At 67.3% G+C, this 15,337-nt stretch carries 13 protein-coding genes and 1 pseudogene; 8 read left to right on the forward strand and 6 right to left on the reverse strand.

Annotation, left to right across the window (positions count from 1 at the left end; all coding sequences use genetic code 11):
• Positions 1-8: 8 nt before the first annotated feature.
• From RCP37_RS17575 to RCP37_RS17585, 3 genes and pseudogenes are all read right to left on the reverse strand, one after another.
• Positions 9-92: pseudogene (locus RCP37_RS17575) on the reverse strand (nuclear transport factor 2 family protein); the annotation flags it as partial.
• A gap of 23 nt (positions 93-115) precedes the next feature.
• Positions 116-1,225: an alpha/beta hydrolase family protein gene (locus tag RCP37_RS17580; RefSeq protein WP_308484270.1), complete on the reverse strand. Its 1,110-nt coding sequence runs from the start codon at positions 1,223-1,225 to the stop codon at positions 116-118.
• Positions 1,226-1,228: 3 nt separating this feature from the next.
• The gene (locus RCP37_RS17585; protein ID WP_308484271.1) at positions 1,229-2,857 is read right to left on the reverse strand and encodes a flavin-containing monooxygenase; all 1,629 of its coding nucleotides are present in this window, start codon (positions 2,855-2,857) and stop codon (positions 1,229-1,231) included.
• A 92-nt stretch (positions 2,858-2,949) separates the two neighbouring features.
• Here RCP37_RS17585 and RCP37_RS17590 point away from each other — a divergent pair, with 92 nt between their 5' ends.
• From RCP37_RS17590 to RCP37_RS17600, 3 genes are read left to right on the forward strand one after another with little or no spacing between them, the layout of a single operon-like run.
• Positions 2,950-3,960: an aromatic ring-hydroxylating oxygenase subunit alpha gene (locus RCP37_RS17590; RefSeq protein WP_308484272.1), complete on the forward strand. Its 1,011-nt coding sequence runs from the start codon at positions 2,950-2,952 to the stop codon at positions 3,958-3,960.
• Positions 3,957-4,574 carry a cysteine hydrolase family protein gene (locus RCP37_RS17595; protein ID WP_308484273.1) on the forward strand — a complete coding sequence of 206 codons (618 nt, stop codon included), beginning with the start codon at positions 3,957-3,959 and terminating at the stop codon, positions 4,572-4,574. Before RCP37_RS17590 ends, RCP37_RS17595 begins: the two co-directional genes overlap by 4 nt.
• Complete coding sequence (locus RCP37_RS17600) at positions 4,562-6,211, forward strand: medium-chain acyl-CoA ligase Mig (RefSeq protein WP_308484274.1); 1,650 nt, start codon at positions 4,562-4,564, stop codon at positions 6,209-6,211. The genes RCP37_RS17595 and RCP37_RS17600 overlap by 13 nt, the downstream gene beginning before the upstream one ends.
• A 5-nt stretch (positions 6,212-6,216) precedes the next feature.
• Here the strand turns inward: RCP37_RS17600 and RCP37_RS17605 are convergent, their stop codons facing one another.
• Together RCP37_RS17605 and RCP37_RS17610 are read right to left on the reverse strand one after the other, a co-directional pair.
• Entirely contained in the window at positions 6,217-7,644 is a 1,428-nt protein-coding gene (locus RCP37_RS17605; protein WP_308487136.1) for an aldehyde dehydrogenase family protein, read from the reverse strand.
• Between the two features lie 17 nt (positions 7,645-7,661).
• On the reverse strand, positions 7,662-8,480 hold the full coding sequence (locus RCP37_RS17610) for an NAD(P)-dependent oxidoreductase (RefSeq protein ID WP_308484275.1): 819 nt from the start codon (positions 8,478-8,480) through the stop codon (positions 7,662-7,664).
• 125 nt (positions 8,481-8,605) lie between these two features.
• On the opposite strand from RCP37_RS17610, the gene RCP37_RS17615 reads away from it, so the two are divergent.
• The 3 genes from RCP37_RS17615 to RCP37_RS17625 all read left to right on the forward strand — a co-directional run bounded on the left by RCP37_RS17615 (position 8,606) and on the right by RCP37_RS17625 (position 11,981).
• Positions 8,606-9,391, forward strand: coding sequence for an SDR family oxidoreductase (locus RCP37_RS17615; protein ID WP_308484276.1), 786 nt, complete (start codon positions 8,606-8,608; stop codon positions 9,389-9,391).
• Positions 9,392-9,414: 23 nt separating this feature from the next.
• Positions 9,415-10,695: a cytochrome P450 gene (locus RCP37_RS17620; protein ID WP_308484277.1), complete on the forward strand. Its 1,281-nt coding sequence runs from the start codon at positions 9,415-9,417 to the stop codon at positions 10,693-10,695.
• A 74-nt stretch (positions 10,696-10,769) separates the two neighbouring features.
• On the forward strand, positions 10,770-11,981 hold the full coding sequence (locus RCP37_RS17625) for a cytochrome P450 (protein WP_308484278.1): 1,212 nt from the start codon (positions 10,770-10,772) through the stop codon (positions 11,979-11,981).
• Positions 11,982-11,991: 10 nt separating this feature from the next.
• On the opposite strand, the gene RCP37_RS17630 is transcribed toward RCP37_RS17625, so the two are convergent.
• Complete coding sequence (locus RCP37_RS17630) at positions 11,992-13,527, reverse strand: aldehyde dehydrogenase family protein (protein WP_308484279.1); 1,536 nt, start codon at positions 13,525-13,527, stop codon at positions 11,992-11,994.
• A gap of 104 nt (positions 13,528-13,631) precedes the next feature.
• Here RCP37_RS17630 and RCP37_RS17635 point away from each other — a divergent pair, with 104 nt between their 5' ends.
• Positions 13,632-14,846 carry a CaiB/BaiF CoA transferase family protein gene (locus tag RCP37_RS17635; protein WP_308487137.1) on the forward strand — a complete coding sequence of 405 codons (1,215 nt, stop codon included), beginning with the start codon at positions 13,632-13,634 and terminating at the stop codon, positions 14,844-14,846.
• Positions 14,847-14,921: 75 nt separating this feature from the next.
• Positions 14,922-15,335: a Zn-ribbon domain-containing OB-fold protein gene (locus RCP37_RS17640; RefSeq protein WP_308484280.1), complete on the forward strand. Its 414-nt coding sequence runs from the start codon at positions 14,922-14,924 to the stop codon at positions 15,333-15,335.
• Positions 15,336-15,337: the final 2 nt, after the last annotated feature.

Consider the following 15,337-nt stretch of genomic DNA (forward strand, 5'->3'; position numbering starts at 1 on the left):
CAGACCCCTTACTTGTCGCCGCAATTGCACACCTCGGTGATCCTGCCGTCGATCACGCGGAACACTTCCATACTGGCGATGGTCAATTCGGTGCTCGCCGTCGTCGCCGGCACCATCAGCCACCTCCGATCGCCTCGCAAAGGAACCGTTCTGTCTCCGCCTGCACCCGTCGCGAAAAGATATGCCCGACATGGCCGCCCTCGTGCCAGAACAGCCGGCCGCCCCACCGCTGCTGTAGCGCCACCGCGGTTTCGGGGTAGGCCATCGCATCGTGGCGCGCGGCCACGATCAGCCGGCGATCGGCGGGCGGAGCCGGGTCGGTAGCCAACGGGTCCACCACCGACATCAGCGCCGCGGCGGTCGGCGATCGCAGGGCTTCGCCGACGGTCTCACCCCCTGCGCCCCAACGCCACAGGTGACGAGCGACCATGGCGTTGAGCCCGGCGATCGGGGTGTAGACCGCGACCGCGTCGACCCCGGTCTCCAGGTGCGACACCAGCGCGGCCACCGGACTGCCCAGTGAGATGCCTGCCACCGTGACGGAGGTGGCCTGCGGCCGCAGCCACCGCACCACGGCACGCACTTCGGAGATGGCCCGCATCGTGCCGGCCACGTTGGCGAGCGGGTCGTGGCCGGGGTAGGCGGGCCAGGCGTCGCGGCGCACCCCATGACCGGGCTGAATCGGCAGCGCCACATTGAAACCCAGGCGGTGCAGCCGCTGCACCCGCGCCACCATCAGGTCCGAGCCGTTGCCCTGACCCGCCCCGTGCACCCAGACCAGCCAGGGCCGTGGGGCGCCACGGTGGCGGCACAGGTGCACCGTCGCCCTCGCCGGTCCGCCGAGATGTTCGGCCTGCAGCGACGGCGGCAGCAGCGGGTCGTGATCGAACGTCAGCCGCTCATAGCACACGCGGCCGAACCGATGCCTTCCGATTGTCCTCGTCTGCAACGGTTCCGGCTCAGCATGGGCGGCGTCGATACCCAGCGCGGTGAGTTCCTCGGCGGCTGGGGCGCAGGCGCTCAACGGTCGCGCGAGGATGGGCGCCGGGGCCAGCAACGTCATCGCCGTCAGAGTGAGCTCGTCGACCATGATCTCGCCGAGCTGTCGGGCCGCGGCCGGCGACGCCCCGTGCCACTCGGCCGATTGCCGCAGCGCATCCAGAGACCGAGGCAGCACCGAACCCAGGCCGCGGACGATCCGAGGTAGCCGTTGGGAAGTCGCCATCGGTTATCCGAGCCTGAAGCCGGTGTAGCCGGCGGCGGCGATCTCGTCACAGCGGCGGCGGTATTCGGGGATGCCGCCGGTATAGCCCATATACATCCGCTTCTTGCCGGGAACGTTGCCGCCGTTGTACCAGGAATTGCACGTCGGGTGCGCCAGCACGGTCGCCGCGACCAGCGAGGTGGTGTGTTCGATCCACTCGGCTTGTGCGGTCGGCAGTGCCTCGATGGTGCGCATTCCTGCTGTCCGCAGGTAGGTGATGCAGTCCCCTATCCATTCCACATGCTGTTCCAACGCGGTGACGAAGTTGGTCGCCGCGCTGGGGCTGCCGGGCCCCTGGACGGTGAACAGATTGGGAAAACCGGCCACTTGCAATCCCAAATAGGACACCGGTCCCTGCTCGGCCCAGGTGTCGCGTAGCGACTGTCCGTCTCGGCCGCGGACGTCAATGCGGCTCAGGGCGCCGGTCATGGCGTCGAATCCGGTGGCGTAGACGATCACGTCGAGGTCGTAGTCGCCCCGGCTGGTTCGGATACCGGCGGCCGTCACCGTCTCGATCGGTTCGCGGCGAAGATCGACCAGGGATACGTTGTCGCGGTTGAAGGTTTCGTAGTAGCCCTGGTCGATGATCGGGCGCTTGCAGGCGAACGGATAGGTGGGCACCAGTGCGGCCGCCGTCTCGGGGTCGTGCACGATCCGGGCGATGGCTTCGCCGTAGAGCCGGGTGGCCATTCGATTCGCCTCGATGTCGAAGAACAGATCGCCCCAGTTGAGCGCGCCCAGTACGCCGTGTTCGGAGATCGCACGCAGTTGCTCGTCGCGGCTCGCCGACTTCAGCGGCGGGCGGCTGAGCATGTCCAGCAGCACCGAGAACGCCGAGAGCCGTGCGGCGCCCACCGGGTGAGCTCGTTGCGCGGCCCGGATCTGGCCGTAGTTCGCCTTGAGCTCGTCCAATTCACCCGGCGCGAATTGCCGGACCTCCCAGGGCAGCGTGTACGCCGCGGAACGCTGAAAGACGTACAGCTGGCCCACGTCTCGGGCGACGACCGGGATCAGCTGGACACCGGTGGACCCAGTGCCGACGACGCCGACGCGCCGTCCGGTCAGGTCATGGCCTTCCTTCGGCCATCGGCCGGTGTAGAGCGTGGTGCCGGCGAAATCATCGATTCCGGCGATATCGGGTTGCAGCGGCGCCGACAGGATGCCCGAGGCGGCGATCACGAAGCGGGCGCGCAACCGCTGCCCCGCCGCGGTGTCCACCACCCACTCGGCGGCCGCCCCGTCGAAGGTCATCGCGGAGACCGTCGTGTTGAACGCAATGTCGCGGCGCAAGTCAAGCCGGTCAGCGACGAATCGCAGGTACGCCTCGATCTCGGGTTGGGCCGGCATGGTTTCGGTCCACGTCCACTCCTGCTGGATCTCCTCGGAGAAGCTGTAGGAGTACTCGATGCTTTCGATGTCGCAGCGCGCGCCGGGATACCGGTTGACAAGCCATGTCCCACCGACGTTTTCGGCGGTCTCCAACACGCGGGCGTGGACGCCGCGCTGGCGCAGGTAATGCAGCGCATACAGGCCCGAGAACCCGGCGCCGACGATCAGCGCGTCGAGAACCTCGGGCTCATCGGCGTCAGTCATCGTCCGGCCGCCTTTCGTCGACACTTCCGCAGGGTTGCCTATCGATGGGTTTACGGTACGGTATTCAGTTGGATGGCGTGGGAGGAAATGCGATGAAGGTTCCGTTCACCTGGAAGGTCACCGGCTGGTTCATGATCGGCTGGTCACCGGAGTTCGCCACCGGAACGACCCGCGCACTGCACTACTTCGGCGAGGACCTGGTCGCCTACCGCGACGCCGACGGCGAACTACATGTGATGGAGGCGCACTGCAAGCACATGGGCGCCCACCTGGGCCACGGCGGCACGGTGGTCGAAGACCGCGTCGAGTGCCCGTTCCACGGCTGGCAGTGGGGCCCCGACGGCTGCAACAAATTCATCCCCTATCAGCCGGACCGGCCGAACAAGGCGTTGCGCCTGCGGGTCTACCCGGTCCGCGAACAGCACGGCTGCGTATTCGCATGGCACCACCCCGACGGCGCCGAACCCCACTGGGAGATGCCCGACATCTTCGGCAAATTTCCCCAGTTCACCGCCGGCCCGCAGGACTACTACCGGGCCTACCCGGAGTTCTCCCGACGCCTGGAGGGCGAACCGGTTCACCCGCAGATCGTCGCCGAGAACGCCGCTGACAGCGCACATTTCCAGTACGTGCACCACGCCACGGTGACGCCGAGAGTGCTCGATTGGAAGATGGCCGACCAGGAGTGGCAGTTCGTCGCAGGCTGGCCCGACGAGCGCGCCGACGACCCGGAACAGATGGCGTTACGCTTCCACAGCCATCTGTTCGGGCTCGGCGGGGCGATCAGCATCTTCGAAGGCGTACAGCAACACCGGCTGATCTTCACCTGCACCCCGGTCGACGAGGGCCGCTCAGACCTGTTCTATTCGATCTGGTGGCCGCGGATTCCCGGTGATGACTCCGACGCGCCGCCGGATGACGTGCGGGCGCGCGTCGAGGAGCAGTTCCTGACCACCGTCGAAGACGACCTGGGCATCTGGCGCTACCAGCGCTACATCCAGAATCCGGCGCTGTCCAAGGTCGACGCGAAACCATTTATGACGCTGCGGAAATGGGCGGCGCAGTTCTACGATGTGCCGCCCACCGAGGCCGTCTTGACATGACCGCCGCGCTGGCGGACCTAGTAGCGCCTGCGCACACCGCACTCATCACCCAAGAGTTGCAGGGCGCGGTAGTCGGACCCGACGCCGGCTTGGCGGCCCTCGCCGACGAGGCGCGCCGTGAGGCACTGCCCAACATCATCCGGCTGCTGCCGGCGGCGCGGTCGGCCGGCGTTGCGGTGGTGCACTGCCTGGTGCACCGCCGCCCGGACGGCTTGGGCTCCAACCACAACGCGCGACTGTTCGCCGCCGGCCGCCGCGCGGTGCGCATCGATCCGGGCAGCGCCGGCGCCACCCTGCTGCCCGAGTTCGGGCCGGAGCCGTCTGACCTGGTGCTCAGCCGCTGTCACGGCCTCGGGCCGATGGGCGGAACCGATCTGGATGCAGTCCTGCGCAACCTGGGAATATCCACCGTCGTCGCGGTGGGGGTCTCGCTGAACGTCGCTATCCCCAACCTGGTCATGGACGCGGTCAACGCCGCCTACCGGGTGGTGGTGCCCCGCGACGCGGTGGCCGGTGTCCCAGCCGAGTACGGTGCTGCCATCATCGACAACACGCTGTCGCTGCTGGCGACGATCACCACCACACAGGAGCTGATGGACACGTGGCAACCCTGACCCAGTTCACCGTGCCGGAGGTCACCGACGCGGTGGCCGCAGCGATTCCCGACCGCGACATGATCATCCAGGGCGACCGGCGCTACACCTATGCGCAGATCCTCGAGCGGTCCAACCGGCTGGCGTCCTACCTGCACTCCCGCGGGCTGGGCTGCCACACGCCGCGGTCGGACCTGTCTGCGCACGAGACCGGCCAGGATCTGCTGGGGATCTACGCCTACAACGGCAACGAGTTCGTCGAGACCCTGCTGGGCAGCTTCCGGGCCCGGGTGGCGCCGTTCAACGTCAACTACCGCTACGTGCGCAAGGAATTGGCATACCTGCTGGCTGATTCCGGCGCCACCGCGCTGGTCTACCACGCCGCCTTCGCCCCCACCCTGGCCGAGGTACTCCCCGAGCTTCCGCAGCTCAAAGTGCTCATCCAGATCGCCGACGACTCCGGCAACGCCCTGCTCGATGGGGCGGTCGACTACGAAACGGTGCTGGCGGAGAGCTCCCCGGAGCCGCCACCGGTGCAACCCTCACCCGACGACCTGTATGTGCTCTACACCGGTGGCACCACCGGGATGCCCAAGGGCGTGCTCTGGCGTCAGCACGACATCTTCATGGGCTCGTTCGGCGGCCGCAACCTGATGACCGCCGAAGAGGTCAGCTCCATCGACGACATCGTGGGGCCGGCCCGGGAGAACCCGGGCATTAGGCTGATGATCCTGCCGCCGCTGATCCACGGCGCCGCCCAGTGGGCGGTGATGACCGCGATCAACACCGGCCAAACCCTGGTCTTCCCTTCGGTTGTGGACCATTTCGACGCCGACGACGTGGTACGCGCCATTGAGCGGGAGAAAGTGCTGTCGGTGACCGTGGTCGGCGATGCGATGGCCCGGCCGCTGCTGGACGCGATCCGCAAGGGCAGCGCCGACGTGTCGTCGCTGCTGGTGGTGGCCAACGGCGGCGCCCTGTTGACGCCGTACGTCAAGCAGCAGATCGTCGAGACACTGCCCGGCGCCATGGTGATCGACGGGGTCGGATCATCGGAGACCGGCGCCCAGATGCGTCACATGTCGACCTCGGGCGCCGTGTCCACCGGAACCTTCGCCGGCGGACCGGACACCTGCGTGGTGGCCGAGGACCTGGTGACCGTCCTGCAACCCGGCCACGACGGCCTGGGCTGGCTCGGCCAACGCGGCTACGTCCCACTGGGCTACAAGGGCGATGCAACCAAGACCGCGGCGACGTTCCCGGTGATCGACGGGGCGCGCTTCGCCGTTCCCGGCGACCGGGCGCGGCACCTGGACGACGGTTCGATCGAGCTGCTCGGCCGGGATTCGGTGACGATCAACTCCGGTGGGGAGAAGATCTTCGCCGAGGAAGTCGAGACGGCGCTTGCGTCGCATCCGGGCGTCGTCGACGTGGTGGTCGCTGGCCGGCCCAGTGAACGCTGGGGCCAGGAGGTGGTGGCCGTGGTGGCCCTTGCCGAGGATGCCGCCGTCACGGCCGCCGAACTCATCGAGCACGCCGGCGGGTCACTGGCCCGCTACAAGCTGCCCAAAGCAGTCGTGTTCCGGTCGACGATCGTGCGCAGCCCGGCCGGCAAGGCCGACTACCGGTGGGCGCGCGAACAGGCCGAGCAGGGCTAGCGCCGTCAGCCGCGTTTGATCCGGCGGCGAGTCCGGTTGCGCGCCGAGCGCAGCATCGCGTCGGCGTAGACGCGCATCGCGGGCCGAAACGGCGGCGCCGCGCTTCCGGTCATGCTGAACGGCAGGTCGGAGCCCACCACGGTCCGGTAGTGGCTGAACGCGTCGAAACCCGCCTTGCCGTGGTAGGCGCCCATGCCGCTGCGCCCCACCCCGCCGAACGGTGCCCCCGACGGAATCATCTGTGCCGCAAAATCGTTGCGGGCCACTCCACCGCTTCGGGTGCGCCGCACGAAGTCCCGAAAGTTCTTGCCGTCTGGACCGAACCAGTAGGCGACCAGCGGAGCGGGGCGCGCGTTGATCGTCTCGATCGCTTCGTCGAGGGTGCCATAGCCCTGCACCATCAGCACCGGACCGAAGATCTCCTCGTCGGCGATGCGCATGCTCTCATCGACGCCGCGCACCAGGGTGGGGGCGATCTTGCGGGAAGCGCGATCCGGCAGCGCCTCCCCGTCGGGCGCGACGGTCTCCACCACGGCGCCGCGGTCGCGCGCGTCGTCGATCAGGCCCAGCACCCGGTCGAAGTTGGCTTCGTTGACACTTGAGCAGTAGTCGCCATTGGTCAGGATCGTCGGGAACATGTCCCGCAACGTTTGCCGGGCGACATCGACAAATGCGTCGATGTCGCGCTCGGGCACCAGAACATAGTCCGGGCATACGCAGACCTGGCCGCCGTTGACCATGCGGGCCGACGCGATCCGCTTCGCCGATCGCGCGATATCGGCGCCGGGCGCCACCACGACGGGGTTCTTCCCGCCCAGTTCCAAGGTCACCGGGACCAGGTTGTCCGCGGCGGCGCGCTGCACCAGCGCACCTACCGACGGCGAACCGGTGAAGAAGACGTGATCGAACGGCAGACCGGCGAACGCGGCCGCCACATCAGCGCCGCCGGTGACGACGGCGAATTCGTTTTCGTCGAAGTACTTCGGTGCCAGGTTCGCCATCAGCTCGGCGGTGTGCGAGGTGATCTCGGACATCTTGACCATCACCCGATTGCCCGCCGCGAAGGCTGCCGCCGCCGGCACCACCACCAATTGCAGCGGGAAATTCCACGGCCCGATGATGCCCACCACGCCAAGCGGACTGGGTCGCACCTCGGCGCGCAACCCTACCAGCCGGGCCGCACGCAGCAGCTTGCTGGGACGCATCCATTGTCGGACATGCGATCTGGTGTGCTCGACTACGGGGACGATGCCGATCATCTCGGTGGCCAGTGAGGCCGCGCGCGATCGGGTACCGAAATCTCGCGCCATCGCCTCGGTGAACGCGTCGATGTTGTCCAGCACCATCGCCAGCAGCCGATCGATACGGTTGCGCCGGACCGCGGCGCCCGGCGGCCCGTCATCCACGAAGGATCGCCGCTGCTTCTCCAGCAGCCTCGCCAGCTCGGCGGTCACGACAAATCCAGCGGCCCGTTTTGTGCCACGGTCTGCAGCTGGCCCAGTTCTACGCCACGGTCGGCGGCGGCCTCGATGCAGGCCGCAACGTCCTTACGCATAAAGGGCGCAACGACTTTGGCGAAGCTATCCACCCCACCGGCCGATTGCACGTACCCCGCGGCCCGGCTGCCGCCGCTGCACTGCGCCAGCGCCTCGAACAGGCTGGTATCGCGCACGCCGAGGCTCTTGCCCAGTTCGACCGCGGCGGCGACCAGTTGCGCATTGGCGGCGAACAGCACGTTGTTGATCAGCTTGAGGTTGAGCGCGGTGCCCAGTGCCCCGGTAAGGATCACCGGGTCGGCGTAGGCCGCCAAGACCGGCTGCGCGCGGGCCACCGCGTCGTCGGGGCCGCCGAGCAGCACCGTCAGCGTGCCGGCCTCGATGTCATGAGCGCCGCCGCTGACCGGAGCGTCCACCAGTGCCGGGCCGTTCGGGAACTCCGCCGCCAGAGTGGTCAGCGTGCTCACCGTCCCGGTGGTGTGAGACACCACGACTGTGCTGGAGTCGGCATTGGCCAGCAAGCCGTCGGCGCCGGTGGCGACCTCGAGCAGTTGCGCGTCGGAGAACAGGCAACTGATCACGACTCCGGCGTCGCGAGCGGTCGCGGCGATTGACTCCACTGGCACGGCGCCGACGGCCGCGAGCCGTTCGCGCACCTCGGGCCGCCGGGCGTAGACCTGAACGCGATGCCCTGCGGCGACCAGGCGCGCGACCATCGGTTCGCCCATCTGGCCGGCTCCCACGAATCCGACGACCTGGCCCGTTGTGCTCATTCTCGGCTCCTCAAGGCAGCTTTCGGCTATCCGGTAAGGGCAACCGTAGCATTGTCCGCGAGCGCCGAATTCGTTACAGTCGTGCTTACTGTCGACTTTTCGGGTACACCAGAAGGCTGGCGAGGATGACCAACCCGCAGCGCAAGGTCGTGGTCGTGGGCGCGGGGTCGGGAATCGGCGCCGCCACCGCCGCGCACTTCTACATGCGTGGTGATTTCGTTCTCGCCGTCGACGTGCACCCCCACCACACGCCGGCATCGCAATACGCCAACTGCGACCTTCGGGATGCCGCGGCCATCGCGGAGTTCGCCGCCGGGGTCGGTGACGGCTGGGATCTGCTGGCTCATGTCGCCGGCGTACCGGGCACCGCATCGGCCGCCGATGTGCTGACGGTCAACTACCTGGGTATGCGCCTGATGACCGAGGGCCTGCTGCCGCGGCTTCGTCGCGGCGGGGCGGTGGTCGCGGTGGCATCGACGGCGGCACTCGGGTGGGAGCAGCGCATCCCGTTACTCAACGGCCTACTCGAAGCGACAGACGCGCCGGCCGTTCTGCGCTGGCAGGCCGGCCAGGACCCGGCCTATCCGGTCTACAGCACCTCCAAGCAGGCCATGATCCTGTACGCCAAGCGGCGCGCCGCGACCGCGCACGCCGAGTACGGCGTGCGAATCAACACCGTGAGCCCGGGCCCCGTCGAAACGCCGATCCTGCCCGACTTCGAACGGTCGATGGGCAAACAGACGCTCGACACCGTACGCGCCACCGTCGGACGGCACGCCGGCGTCGACGACATCGTCCCGGTGATCGACTTCCTGGGCTCCGCCGCCGCCGGCTGGATCACCGGCCAAGACGTTCTCGTCGACGGCGGCTTCATCAACGCGATCACCGCCGGCACACCCATCCCCGCGTAGGGCCAACCTTCCGAGAGGAAACCATGACAATCGACTCGTCACCTGCCGCACCGATTTCCCCGCACCCCTACCATCGCCTCGACATCTCTGAAACCGAGTTCTGGGGCAAGGATTTCCGGACCCGGGACGAGACGTTCGCGACGCTGCGCAACGAACCGGGCCTGACGTGGCACCGGCCGATCGACGCCGTGTTCCCCCACCAGGAGACCGGCTACTGGGCGGCGACCCGGCACGCCGACGTCAAGTTCATCAGCCAGCACGAAGAGCTGTTCTGTTCCCGCGAAGGCGTCAGCGTCGACCCGATGCCGGCCGAGATCCAGCGCAACATGACGTTCTTTCTGGCGATGGACCCGCCGGAGCACACCCGGTACCGCAAGCTCATCAGTTCGGGCTTCACACCGCGGCAGGTCCGACGCATCGAGGATCAGATCAAGGCCAACTCCCGCAGCATTGTCGACGACCTGTTGACCCAATTGCGCAGTGGCGACCAGATCGACTTCGTCGCAAGCTGTTCCGGCCAACTGCCGATGCGCACGGTCTCCGACATGATCGGCATCGACCCGGCCGACCAGCAGAAGGTCGCCTACGCCGCCGAATGCCTGTTCAGCGGGAGCGACGACGAGTACGCCTCACTGGAGGAGCGGGCGGTGCACGTCATGACGCAGCTGGGCGTGCTGGCCGGCTCCGGCGTCGAACTGGCGCAGCGCCGCCGCGCCGAACCGCACGATGACCTGATGACCGAGTTGGTCAATGCCGAGGTCGACGGCCATCGTCTCGCCGACGCCGACCTCGGATCCTTCATGGTGCTGCTGGGCTCTGCGGGCAACGACACCACCAAGCAGGCCACCACGCACGCATTCAAGGCCCTCGTCGAACATCCTGAGCAGCGCGCCTGGCTGTTGGACGATTACGACAATCGGATCGGCGGGGCGGTCGAGGAATTCGTGCGCTGGGCGACACCGGTACTCGCCTTTGCCCGCCACGCGGTGGTGGACACCGAGGTCGCCGGGACCGAGATCAAGGCCGGCGAGAAGGTGGCGCTGTACTACTGCTCCGCCAACCGCGACGAGTCGGTGTTCGACCGGCCGCATGAGTTCGACATCACCCGTGCCGCCAACCCGCACCTGGGCTTCGGCGGCGGTGGCGCGCACTACTGCCTGGGAACCCACGTCGCCCGGATGGAGCTGCGGCACCTGTTCTACGAGCTGCTCACCCGGTTGCCCGAGGTCACGCTCGGCGAGCCCGAATACCTGCAGAGCACCTTCGTACACGGCATCAAACGGATGCCGATCAGCCTGGCCTGACGCTGGCGCGATACTTGCTTAATCGTTTACTGTAACGTTTACAGTACGTTGCTATACCCGACGGGAGATCAGCCGTGGAGAGCCAGGTTGACGACATCGCTGCCGCACTCGATAAGCCGGCCGGCTACCTGAAGAACCCCTACCCGTACTTCCAGAGCAAGCGAGAAGGACCCGGGGTCTTCCCCGGAACGGTCATGGACTACTCCAAGACCCCGGCATCGCTTCGGCCCAAGACCCAGTTCGCCGCTGTCTCCTTCGAGGCGGTGAATCAGGTCTTCCGCGAGGCGGATTCGTTCAACTCGCACATCTATGACGTCACGATCGGCCTATTCATCGGACCGACCATCCTGGCGATGGAGGGCGAGCCGCACCGCAAACATCGCAACCTCGTCTCATCGGCGTTCAAACGTAAGTCGTTGGTGCATTGGGAGCCGGAGGTGGTGCGGCCGGTCTGCACCACCCTGATCGATGAGTTCATCGCCGACGGCACCGCCGATCTGGTGTCCGGCTTTACGTTCGAGTTCCCCACCCGAGTCATCGCCAAGCTGTTGGGCTTGCCCGAAGAGGACCTGCCTTGGTTCCGCCAGCGGGCGATCGAGCTGATCAGCTACACCGTCAACTATGAGCGGGCGTTCGCCGCTTCGGCAGAGCTGAAGGACTACTTCCTGGCTCAGATGGAGAAACGCAAATCCCAGCCGACCGAAGACATCATCGGCGATCTGGTCACCGCGGAGGTCGACGGCGAGAAGCTCACCGACGAAGCGATCTTCTCGTTTCTTCGCCTGCTGCTGCCCGCGGGCCTGGAGACGACTTATCGGGCCACCAGCAACCTGCTGTACCTGCTGCTCACCCATCCCGACCAGTTCGCGGCGGTGCGCGCCGACCATGATCTGATCGGCGCCGCCATCGAGGAGGGGCTGCGCTATGAGACGCCGCTGACCACGGTGCAGCGCACCGCCATCCGCGACACCGCGGTGGCCGGCGTGGAAGTTCCCGCCGGCGCCGTGGTCGACGTCTGCATCGGGTCGGCGAACCGTGACGAGGCACGATGGGAACGGCCGGAGGAATTCGACATCTTCCGCAAGTGGATTCCGCACATCACGTTCGCCGCCGGCGAGCACACCTGCATGGGGCTACATCTGGCTCGAATGGAGATGCGGGTCGCGATGGAATGCCTGCTGGACCGCCTCGGCGAGATCACCCTGGTCGCCGATGACAACCCACACATCTATGGGCAGCCGTTTCGCTCCCCGCGGTCGCTGCCGGTGAGGTTCACCGGCAAGTAGCTGTGACTCCTCACGCCCCGCGGGGCTTGCGGTAGCCGATCGTCTTGGTCTCCAAGTACTGCGAGAACCCCTCGATCCCGCACTGCCTGCCCCAGCCGCTGCTCTTGTAGCCGCCGAACGGTGCGTCGGCCCCGTAGTACATGCCACCGTTGACGCCGATCGCGCCGGTCCGGATCCGGCGCGCCACGCCCAGTGCCCGCTCGTTCGATGCCGAGACCACGGCTCCGGCCAGCCCGTAGGCACTGTCGTTGGCGATGCGCACTGCCTCGTCGTCGTCACTGAACGGCAGCATCACCAGGACCGGCCCGAAGACCTCCTGCTGCGCGATGGCGGCGCTGTTGTCGACCCCGACGATCACGGTCGGCTGCACGTAGTGTCCGCCCGCCAGCGCGTCCGCCAGGCCGGTGACTTCGCCTCCGCCGGTGGTGATCTCGGCCCCATCGCGGCGAGCCTGCGCGTAGGCGTCGAGCACGCGCTGCTTTTGCGCGGCGCTGATCAGCGGGCCGACCAGGGTCTGCGGCAGCGCCGGGTCGCCCACGGCGACGGCAGCGAAGGCCTCGGTGACCGCGGCGACCAACTCGTCGAAGAGGCTGGTATGCACCAGCATCCGGGTGGTGGCCGCGCAGGCCTGTCCGGCGTGCACGCACACTCCTACCGCACCGGGAATCACCTTGGCCGGGTCGGCGTCGTCGAGCACGATCAGCGCCGACTTTCCGCCCAGCTCCAGGAAGGTCCGCTTCATGGTGTCGGCGCTGGTGCGAGCCAGCAGCTTGCCGACCGCGGTGGATCCGGTGAAGGAGATCATGTCGACCCGAGGGTCGGTGCCGAGCAGTCCGGCCACCTCGTTGGACGGCGTGGGCACCACGTTGACCACCCCGGCGGGGATGTCGGTGTGCTCAGCGATGAGGCGACCCAGCCGGGTGGCGTTCCACGGGGTGTTCGGGTCGGGCTTGAGCACGACGGTGTTGCCCGCCGCCAGGGCCGGCCCCAGCTTGTTGAGGATCACCTCGATGGGAAAGTTGGACGGTGTGATCGCCGCGACCACACCGACCGGATCTTTGACGACGGTGCGAATGTTGCGGTCGCCAAACAGTCCGCCGCCGTCAAGTAGCCGCTCCCAGTCGAACTCATCGATCAACCGACTCGGGTAGCGCAGCCCGTCGACGAGCGGCCAATCCAGCTGTGCCAGTTGGGTCGTCATCACCGGGCAGCCGACCTCGGCGATCAGCTCGGTGCGCAGCTCCTCCTTCTCGGCCTCCAGCGCCGACTGCAGTTGCGCAAGGCAGCGTTTGCGCAGTTCTCGGTTGGTCGACCAGTCGGTGTCGTCGAACGCTCGCCGGGCAGCACCGATCGCCTGCTGCATGTCGCGGCGGTCGGCGGCCGCGGTGGTCCCCAACAGCCGTCCAGTGGCCGGACTGTGATTGTCGAACTGCGCACCCGAGCCCGCCGCCACCAACTTGCCGTCGATCAGCAGGCGCGACTCTGCCGCCGCGGCAGCCCGTTCGCCGATCTCGATGCTGCTGACCCGCTGTCCGACGTCGCTCACCTCGCCCCTTTCGGATGCCCAACCGTAACCATTACAGTAGAATACTTCAATTGGTTCTCGATGGGTTCACACGGCGGCAGGAGCGCGCTGAGTTGATCAAGGTCATGGACGGCTTCCGGGTGCTGGAGGTCGCGCAGTTCACGTTCGTCCCGGCGGCCGGGGCGATCCTGGCCGATTGGGGGGCCGACGTCATCAAGGTCGAGCACCCAGTGCGCGGCGACACCCAGCGCGGGTTCATCCGGATGGGCGGCTTCGAACTCGACCCCGACCGGCATCCGCTGATCGAACATCCCAACCGCGGCAAGCGCAGCGTCGGCATCGACGTCTCGACCCCGGACGGTCAGCAGGTGCTCTACGAGCTCGCCGCCTCCGCTGACGTATTTCTGACCAACTACCTGCCGCGGGCACGGCAGAAGAACAAGTTCGATGTGGAACACATCCGCGCCGCGAATCCGAACATCATCTATGCCCGCGGCAGCGCATACGGCGACAAGGGCCCCGAGCGCGACACCGGCGGCTTCGACGGCACCGCGTTCTGGACCCGCAGCGGAGTGGGGCACGCCCTGAGCCCGGAAGAGCTCGGTGCGCCACTGTCCCAGGGAATCCCGGCGTTCGGCGACTCGGTCGGCGGCATGAACATCGCCGGCGGGATCGCTGCCGCACTGCTGCATCGCGAACGCACCGGGGAAGCCCTCGAGGTCGACGTCTCGCTGCTGTCCACCGCGTGGTGGGCGGCCGGCGCCAGCGTGACCCAGGGCATGGAGACCGGCGAGGCCATGCGTGCACTCATGCCGCAATCCGGTGGCTCACCGGCGAATCCGTTCCTGGGCAACTACACCACCTCCGACGGCGGCACCATCAATCTGTGCATCGTCAGCCCGACCGGATACATCCGGGACACCTTCGAGCATTTGGGCATTCCCGATGCGGCGGACGACCCCCGCTTCTCCGACGTGCTGCCGCTGATGCAGAACGCCGAGGCAGCCAGCGCACTGATCGTCGCCGCGATCGGCTCCAAACCGTTCGAATACTGGCGTCAGCACCTCAAGACCATGAAGGGCCAGTGGGCGCCGTTCCAGAGCCTGGTCGACTTGGGCTCCGACGAACAGGCCATCGCCAACGACATGATCGTCGAGGTCGAGGCGGGCGACGGCGGGCCGGCGTTCAAAGTGGTCCGCGGTCCGGTCCAGTTCAACCATGAGCCGCTGGAGACGACCCGCGCCCCGCAGGCATCCGAGCACACCGAGATCGTGTTGATGGAGCTCGGAATCGACTGGGAACGCATCGAAAAGCTCAAAGAATCGGGCGCTATCGCCTAACCGTCGTTGAGTCTGCGGCCACGGAGCTGCCTACTCGACCCTTTCCGCCACCAACGCAGAGTCAACGGAGGACCGATGCAGAAAGCTCTAGCACCCGACATTTCGACGTGGCCGGACGCCAGCCCGCAGCTGATCGGCAGCCGCTGCGGCGGCTGCGCCGCCACGGTGTTCCCGGCCCAGCCACGCTGTCCGAGCTGCAGCGGCGACCAGATGAGCCAGGAGCTGCTGCCGCGCACCGGCACCCTGGTGGCCTGGACCACTCAGGGCTTTCCGCCCGGGGCGCCATATCTGGGTCCAACCGGTAAGGACTTCGTACCGTTCGGTGTCGGTCTGGTGCAGCTGGGCGACGTCATCCGGGTCGAAGGTCGCCTCACCGAGAACGAGCCGGACAAGCTGGAATTCGGCATGCCGGTGGAGCTGGTCATGATTCCGTTCACCTCCGACGCCGACGGCAACGAGGTCATCACCTTCGCCTTCCGGCCGGTATAGGA

It is taken from the genome of Mycolicibacter sp. MU0102, from assembly GCF_963378105.1.
In the GTDB taxonomy this organism is placed as follows: domain Bacteria; phylum Actinomycetota; class Actinomycetes; order Mycobacteriales; family Mycobacteriaceae; genus Mycobacterium; species Mycobacterium holstebronense.

Excerpts from the sequence above, each read along its gene's own strand:
- RCP37_RS17580 (WP_308484270.1), bottom strand. The coding sequence starts at position 1,225 with ATGGCGACTTCCCAACGGCTACCTCGGATCGTCCGCGGCCTGGGTTCG.
- RCP37_RS17585 (WP_308484271.1), bottom strand. The coding sequence starts at position 2,857 with ATGACTGACGCCGATGAGCCCGAGGTTCTCGACGCGCTGATCGTCGGC.
- RCP37_RS17590 (WP_308484272.1), top strand. The coding sequence starts at position 2,950 with ATGAAGGTTCCGTTCACCTGGAAGGTCACCGGCTGGTTCATGATCGGC.
- RCP37_RS17595 (WP_308484273.1), top strand. The coding sequence starts at position 3,957 with ATGACCGCCGCGCTGGCGGACCTAGTAGCGCCTGCGCACACCGCACTC.
- RCP37_RS17610 (WP_308484275.1), bottom strand. The coding sequence starts at position 8,480 with ATGAGCACAACGGGCCAGGTCGTCGGATTCGTGGGAGCCGGCCAGATG.
- RCP37_RS17615 (WP_308484276.1), top strand. The coding sequence starts at position 8,606 with ATGACCAACCCGCAGCGCAAGGTCGTGGTCGTGGGCGCGGGGTCGGGA.
- RCP37_RS17620 (WP_308484277.1), top strand. The coding sequence starts at position 9,415 with ATGACAATCGACTCGTCACCTGCCGCACCGATTTCCCCGCACCCCTAC.
- RCP37_RS17635 (WP_308487137.1), top strand. The coding sequence starts at position 13,632 with ATGGACGGCTTCCGGGTGCTGGAGGTCGCGCAGTTCACGTTCGTCCCG.
- RCP37_RS17640 (WP_308484280.1), top strand. The coding sequence starts at position 14,922 with ATGCAGAAAGCTCTAGCACCCGACATTTCGACGTGGCCGGACGCCAGC.